Origin of the sequence: Comamonas sp. (assembly GCF_036666375.1) — a bacterium.
Taxonomy (GTDB): domain Bacteria; phylum Pseudomonadota; class Gammaproteobacteria; order Burkholderiales; family Burkholderiaceae_C; genus Comamonas.
This window is the reverse complement of the sequence record NZ_JAVWWA010000172.1, coordinates 1-6,466: the sequence shown is the minus strand read 5'-3', so window position 1 is coordinate 6,466 and position 6,466 is coordinate 1. Positions and strand designations below refer to the sequence as shown.

General features: G+C 66.8%; 7 protein-coding genes. 5 read left to right on the top strand and 2 right to left on the bottom strand.

Annotated features, from left to right (window positions below; genetic code table 11):
• The 3 genes from RR928_RS23815 to RR928_RS23805 all read left to right on the top strand — a co-directional run.
• The coding region (locus RR928_RS23815; protein ID WP_332684528.1) for a cytochrome ubiquinol oxidase subunit I at positions 1-1,191 on the top strand (1,191 nt) is incomplete at its 5' end.
• A gap of 21 nt (positions 1,192-1,212) precedes the next feature.
• On the top strand, positions 1,213-2,223 hold the full coding sequence (gene cydB / locus RR928_RS23810) for a cytochrome d ubiquinol oxidase subunit II (RefSeq protein ID WP_332684526.1): 1,011 nt from the start codon (positions 1,213-1,215) through the stop codon (positions 2,221-2,223).
• Positions 2,224-2,232: 9 nt separating this feature from the next.
• Positions 2,233-2,355 (top strand): DUF2474 domain-containing protein, encoded by a 123-nt coding sequence (locus RR928_RS23805; RefSeq protein ID WP_332540162.1) that lies wholly within the window; start codon positions 2,233-2,235, stop codon positions 2,353-2,355.
• Positions 2,356-2,380: 25 nt separating this feature from the next.
• Here RR928_RS23805 and RR928_RS23800 read toward each other — a convergent pair whose 3' ends face one another.
• Positions 2,381-3,352 carry a Bug family tripartite tricarboxylate transporter substrate binding protein gene (locus RR928_RS23800; protein WP_332549504.1) on the bottom strand — a complete coding sequence of 324 codons (972 nt, stop codon included), beginning with the start codon at positions 3,350-3,352 and terminating at the stop codon, positions 2,381-2,383.
• Between the two features lie 40 nt (positions 3,353-3,392).
• Complete coding sequence (locus RR928_RS23795) at positions 3,393-4,607, bottom strand: M20 aminoacylase family protein (RefSeq protein WP_332540160.1); 1,215 nt, start codon at positions 4,605-4,607, stop codon at positions 3,393-3,395.
• Between the two features lie 102 nt (positions 4,608-4,709).
• Here RR928_RS23795 and RR928_RS23790 point away from each other — a divergent pair, with 102 nt between their 5' ends.
• Positions 4,710-5,675 (top strand): LysR family transcriptional regulator, encoded by a 966-nt coding sequence (locus RR928_RS23790; RefSeq protein ID WP_332540159.1) that lies wholly within the window; start codon positions 4,710-4,712, stop codon positions 5,673-5,675.
• A gap of 215 nt (positions 5,676-5,890) precedes the next feature.
• Positions 5,891-6,454 (top strand): hypothetical protein, encoded by a 564-nt coding sequence (locus tag RR928_RS23785; RefSeq protein ID WP_332540158.1) that lies wholly within the window; start codon positions 5,891-5,893, stop codon positions 6,452-6,454.
• Positions 6,455-6,466: the final 12 nt, after the last annotated feature.

Below are 6,466 nucleotides of genomic sequence, written 5' to 3'. Positions count from 1 at the left end.
CTGGTCATGGCCTACCAGTTCGGCACCAACTGGAGCGGTTTCTCGAACTTCGCGGGCGGCGTCACCGGACCGCTGCTGGCCTATGAAGTGCTCACGGCGTTCTTCCTCGAGGCCGGCTTCCTGGGCGTGATGCTGTTCGGCTGGAACAAGGTCGGGCCGCGCCTGCACTTCTTCTCGACGCTGATGGTCGCGCTGGGCACATTGATTTCCGCGACCTGGATACTGGCATCGAACAGCTGGATGCAGACGCCGCAGGGCCACGAGATCATCAACGGCATCGTCGTGCCGGTCGACTGGATTGCCATCATCTTCAATCCATCCTTCCCGTACCGGCTGGTGCACACCGTGATTGCGGCGTTTCTCGCCACGTCGCTGATCGTCACGGCCACGGGTGCCTGGCATCTGCTCAAGGGCAACCGCACGCCGATGGTGCGCCGCATGACCTCCATGGCGCTGGCCATGCTGCTGGTCGCCGCGCCGCTGCAGGCCTTTGTCGGCGATCAGCATGGGCTCAACACGCTCGAACACCAGCCCGCCAAGCTCGCCGCGATCGAAGGCCACTGGAAGCACCACGCGCCCGGGGCCGGCGTGCCGCTGGTGCTGTTCGGCCTGCCCGACCAGACCAACCAGAAGAACGATTACGCGCTCGAAGTACCGCGCCTGGGCAGCCTGCTGCTGACGCACAGCTGGGACGGCACCATTCCCGCGCTGTCCGATTTCCCGCCCCAGGACCTGCCCCATGTGGCCACGGTGTTCTGGTCGTTCCGCGTGATGGTGGGACTGGGTTCGCTGATGATTGCGCTGGCCCTGTGCGCTGCCTGGCTGCGCTGGCGCGGGCGGCTCTACGACAGCGCCTGGTTCCACCGCTGCTGCGTGGCCATGGGACCGGCCGGGCTGGTCGCGCTGCTGGCCGGCTGGTTCGTCACCGAGACCGGACGCCAGCCCTGGATCGTCTACGGCGTGATGCGCACCGCGCAAGGCGTGTCCAACCACGACATTTCGCACCTCGCGATCTCGCTGACGCTGCTGGTCGTGGTCTACCTGCTGGTCTTCGGCACGGGCACGCTGATGGGGCTGAAGATGCTCGCCACCGCGCCCCATGCGGGCGAGACACCGCCCGAAGGCGGACCCGGCGAAGCCAACCAGCCGATGCGCCCCATCTCCGGCGCCAATCCCGAACCTCTGCACTGAATCCTTGCGAAAGAAATCCCCATGGGAATCGACATGTCAATCATCTGGGCCGGCATCATCGTGCTGGGCGTCTTCATGTACGTGGTCATGGACGGCTTCGATCTGGGAGTGGGAATGCTGTTCCCGTTCTTCCAGGACCGCCACGACCGCGACGTGATGATGAACACCATCGCCCCGGTCTGGGACGGCAACGAGACCTGGCTGGTGCTCGGCGGCGCGGGTCTGCTGGCGGCGTTTCCCGTCGTCTACTCGGCGGTGCTCAGCGCGCTGTATCTGCCCATCATGCTGATGCTCATCGGCCTGATCCTGCGCGGCGTGGCCTTCGAGTTCCGCTTCAAGGCCAGCGACGCGCGCCGCCATATCTGGGACAAGGCGTTTGCCGGCGGCTCGCTGCTCGCCACGCTGATGCAGGGCGTGACGCTGGGCGCGATACTGATGGGTATCGAGCTCGATGGCGGCGTGTTTGTCGGCGGCGCCTGGGACTGGCTCAGCCCGTTCAGCGTGTTCACCGGCTGCGCGCTGGTCGCGGCCTACGTGTTTCTGGGCAGCACCTGGCTGGTGATGAAGACCGAGGGCCGGCTGCAGCAGGAGCTGCGCCGGGCCGCGCGCGCCAGCACCATTGCGATGGCGGTCGCAATTGCGGCCGTGAGCCTGTGGACGCCGCTGCTGCACGGACATATCGCCGAGCGCTGGTTCGGCTCGGATGCACTCCAATGGCTGCTGCCCGTGCCTTTCCTGGTCGTTCTGAGCCTGGCCGCGCTGTGGCGCACGCTGGGCTCGGAACGCCGCAATGCCAGCCCGTTCTCGCTGGCGCTGCTCGTGACCTTTCTGGGCTACTCGGGCCTGGTGATCAGCATCATGCCCATCATCCTGCCGCCGTCGCTCACCATCTGGCAGGCTGCGGCGCCCGCGTCCAGCCAGGGCTTTGCGCTGGTCGGCGCGCTGTTCATCATTCCCATCATCCTGGGCTACACGGCCTGGAGCTACTACGTGTTCCGCGGCAAGGTGCGCCACGGTGAGCACTACCATTGAGGAGACCCCATGCGCACCACACTGCGCCAGCTCGGCTGGCTGCTGATGATCTGGACCGCAAGCGTCGCTTCGCTCGCGGCCATGGCCTGGCTGATGCGCCAGCTCATGGCCTGGGGCGGCATGGTCGGCTGAACGACCGCGCCGCCCGCGCGCCCCGTCAGTCCTTGATGTTGGCGAACTTCACCAGTTCCGCATACTTGCGGCCATCGTTCTGGATGATGGCCGCGATGTCCTCGTTGCCCGTCGCGGGCACCAGGCCGCCATCTTCAAGGCGGCGGCGGTAGGCCGGATCCTGCAGCGCCGCGCGCAGGTTGGCGCGCAGCTTGTCGGCCATGTCCGCGGGCAGGCCCTTGGGCGCGGCCAGCGACAGCCAGCCGGTCAGCTCGTAGCCTGACAGTGCGGGATGCTCGGCGATCGCGGGCACATTGGGCGCGGCCGGGCTGCGCTTTGCCGAAGTCACGCCCAGGCCGACCAGCCGGCCGTTGGCGATGAACGGGTTCGCTGCCGTGGTGGTGATCATCGCGCAGTCGAGGTTGCCGCCGACCAGATCGGTCAGCAGCGGCGCGGTGCCGCGGTACGGAATATGGCTCATGAACAGCCCGCCGCGCTTTTTCAGCAGCTCGCCCGCGAAATGCAGGGTCGAGCCCACGCCCGAGCTGCCGTAGCTGTATTTGCCGGGATTTTTCTTGACCAGCGCGAGGAACTCGTCCATGTTCTTCACGCCCAGCTTGGGGCTGGCGACGAACAGCACCGGCGATTCGCAGACCATGCCGATATGCGTGAAACCCTTGACCGCATCGTATTTCTGCGCCGGATTCACATGCGCCGTGGCGCATAACTCGTTGCTTGAGCCCACCATCAGCGTGTAGCCATCAGGCTGGGCCTGCGACACGCGCTGGGCCGCGATCACGCCGGCCGCGCCCGAAACGTTCTCGACCGTGACGATGGCGCCGGCCAGCCTGGCCGCGAGAAAATCCGCGGTCGCGCGGCAGGCGAGATCCACCGAGCCGCCGGGTGCATAGCCCACGACCACCTTGATGGGACGGCCCGTGGGCCAGGCGGATTGCGCATGCACCACCAGGGGGGTGCAAGCCAGTGCGCCAAGAATGCTGCGGCGTGTGAAATTCATGGTGGTTTTCTCAACGGGAAAATGGGACACAGGGAAAGCTTCAGGCGGTGGGCGCGAGAAAACGCCGCACCAGCTGCACCCAGTAGCTCGATGCAATGGGCAGGATCGCATCGTTGAAGTCGTAGCCGGGGTTGTGCACCATGCAGCCGCCGGTGCTGTGGTGGCCGCCTTCGCCGTTGCCAACGATCAGATAGCAGCCGGGAATCTTTTCCAGCATGAACGAGAAGTCCTCGCTGCCCGTGAGCGGCTGCATGCCCTGGATCAGCGCGTCCTCGCCCAGCCATTCGGCGGCCACGCTGCGCGCCAGCTCCGTCGCCGCCGGGTCGTTGATCAGCGCGGGATAGCGCCAGTGGTAGTCGACCTGGGCCTGCACGCCCAGCGTCACCGCCTGGGCCTGGACCAGCGCCGTGATGCGCTCGCGCAGCATCTGGCGCACTTCGGGACGGTAGGCACGCACGGTCAGGCGCATCTGCACGCTGTCGGGAATCACGTTGGGCGCATTGCCGCCATGGATGGCGCCCACGCTGACCACCGCCATGTCGCGCGGGTCGTTGTTGCGCGCGACGATGGTCTGCAGCGCGACCACGATATAGGCCGCGGCCACGACCGGATCGGCCGCCTGGTGCGGTGCCGAACCGTGTCCGCCCTGCCCTTGCACGGTCACCGTGACCGAATCGGACGAAGCCATGAACGAGCCGCCGAGAAAGCCGAACTTGCCCACCGGAAAGCCTGGCATGTTATGCAAGGCGAAGATCTGGTCGCAGGGAAACTTCTCGAACAATCCGTCCTCGACCATGTGGCGGCCGCCGCCCAGGCCTTCTTCCGCGGGCTGGAAGATCAGATGCACCGTGCCATCGAAATCCTGCGCCTGCGCGATCACACGCGCCGCGGACAGCAGGATGGCGGTATGGCCATCGTGACCGCACGCATGCATCTTGCCGTCGTTGCGGCTCGCATACGGCAGCCCGGTGTCCTCGTGGATAGGAAGCGCGTCCATGTCGGCGCGGATACCTATGGCGCGCGCGCTGGTGCCGCGCTTCAAGCTGCCGACGACACCCGTGCCGCCCAGGCCGCGGTGCACGCTGTAGCCCCAGCGCGCGAGGTTTTCGGCCACCAGATCGGCGGTGCGGAACTCCTCGAACGCGAGTTCGGGGTGGGCATGGATATCTCGGCGCAGACGCACCATGTCGTCGGCGGAGTCACGGATGGCCGGCAGCACTTTGTCGGCAAGAGCGAATTCGGGGAGGCAATGCATGCCGCAAGTGTATGTAGCGATGCTTTATCGCCATAGATTGCCAAAACCGTTCATTGAACGCATTTACCTGTCTATGCAGCATGGCTGTGCTACTGTCGCGCCATGAAACTCAACCAACTGCGTTACCTGGTCGCGCTGGGCGCGCAAGGCAGCATCCGGGCGTCGGCGCGCTCCCTGGGACTCGCACAGGCGACCGTGACGCAGGGGCTCAACGACCTGCAGGCCAGCGCCGGCGTGGTGCTGCTCGAGCGCCACGGCCGCGGCGTACAGCTCACGCCCGCCGGCAAGGAGCTGCTGGAGCAGGCGCGCACCATCGTCGGCCAGGTCGCGCGCGCCGAGCAAGGTCTGGAGCGCCACCGCCAGGGCGGCAGCGAGCGCCGGCTCGCGGTCGGCGTCACGCCCTGGGTCGGGCAGACGCTGCTGGCACCGGTGGTGTCGGCTTTCCGCAAGGCGCTGCCGCATGTAGGGCTGGAGTTCGTCGACGGCTTTGCCGCGTTGGCCTACCCGCGGCTGCGCGAAGGCACGCTCGATCTGATGATCGGCCGCATAGGTCTGCCGCATATGCTCGAGGGCCTGCAGGCCGAGCCATTGTTCCGCTATGAAATGACCGTGGTCGCGCGCGCCCAGCACCCCCAGGCGCAGGCGCGCTCCTTGTCCGAGTTGCTGGAAAGCGACTGGATACTGAGCCACGGCCAGCTGGAAAACGAAAGCGTGATGCAGGAGCTGTTCGGCAAGCATGGCCTGACGCCTCCGCATGCACGCATACAGCTCGCACATTCCGGCTGGCTTGCGCTGGCATTGATGAAGCGCGTGGACATGCTCAGCTACTGGCCCTGGCCGCTGCTGGAAACGCAGAATTCCAACCGTGATTTTGTCGCGTTGAACCTGAACGAGCGCTTTGCCCACCACGAAGTGGGCATGGTGCGCCGCGCGCACGAGGCCGCAAGCCCGTCCGCGGCCTTGTTCATGGAGCTGTTCCGCGAACAGGTGCGCGCCGCGGCGCACAGTACCGATCCCGCGTGGAAGCGCTTTTTCTACACGCTCGACTGGCTGCCGGGCGAGGCCTGAGCCCCGCGCGCTCGCGTCCGATTCGGCGGCGCCGGCCCTCACCTAGTGGGGTGCCCGCCCGCCCCTCAACCTTGGGCAGCCTCATGCAAGGCCGCACTTGCCGGACTCCCGTCCTCAGGGCGCGGCCTCCTACGTGCCGCAGTTCACCTGACTGACGAACCCGGCGGCCGGATCCAGCCACAGTCACTGCTATTCCTTCCTCCAAAAGCACGACCATGGACTCCACCCAGCCGCTGCCTCATCCGCCGACCACTTTTCTCCCGGCCGCGGCACGGGCATCGTTCCATGTCGTGCGCGATGGCGCGGCACTGGCGACACCGCTGCTGCGCCAGCGGCATGGGGCCGGCGGTTTCGCCCACGCCCGGCCATCCAGGCTCGATCTCGCCGAATTCCGCGCGGACCATGGGCTGCGCCATGCCGTTGCGCCGCCGTCCGATGCGGCCTGCGACCCTACTGTTCTGCGGCTCATGGCACCGCGCGGCGCGGCGGCGTTCAGCGCCATGGACCCGCACTTTCGCCACCGCTGGGACACGCGCAGGCTGCTCTTCATGCACCCCTGCGACATGGCCGCTCGCGGGCTGATCGAAGGCGACCTGGCCCATGTCGCTGCGGTGGAACGAACCGAACAGTCCTGTGAACTCGCGGGCATGCGCGTGGTGCCCTACGACATGCCGCGCGGCAGCGTCGGCGCCTATTTCCCGGAATGTCAGCCCCTGCTTGGGGCGCCGGAGCGCGCCGGCTGGAGCATAGCGGTGCGCATAAGAAGCGCCACGGCCTGATCCCGCCCATCC